Annotated in this window: 1 pseudogene; it reads right to left on the bottom strand. The window is 71.1% G+C overall.

From position 1 onward, the window contains the following. A pseudogene (locus SB771_RS35675) lies at window positions 1-256 on the bottom strand (phosphotransferase family protein); the annotation flags it as partial.

Genomic DNA, 256 nt, shown 5'->3' with positions numbered 1-256 from the left:
CCAGATCGCGCCAGCGCGCCTCGAGATCGGCCAGCATCTGGGCCGGGCTGCGATAGGTCAGTGACGAGGGCAGGCTGGCAGGCGCGATCGCGTGGATCGCGGCCAGCTGCTCGGCCCATTGTTGCGGCAGGCTTTCGAGCGCACCTGCATAGGCCGGATCGCGCAAAAGCACCTGGGGCAGCGCCTCTCCGGGGGCGCAGGCCATGATGAAGCCCTCGCCCAGGCCATCGTCGCGGGTCAGGCGCGCGCGCACTGC

This window comes from Burkholderia sp. SIMBA_051, assembly GCF_046534915.1.
Classification (GTDB): Bacteria; Pseudomonadota; Gammaproteobacteria; order Burkholderiales; family Burkholderiaceae; genus Burkholderia; species Burkholderia ambifaria.
This window is presented reverse-complemented; position numbering and strand designations above follow the sequence as displayed.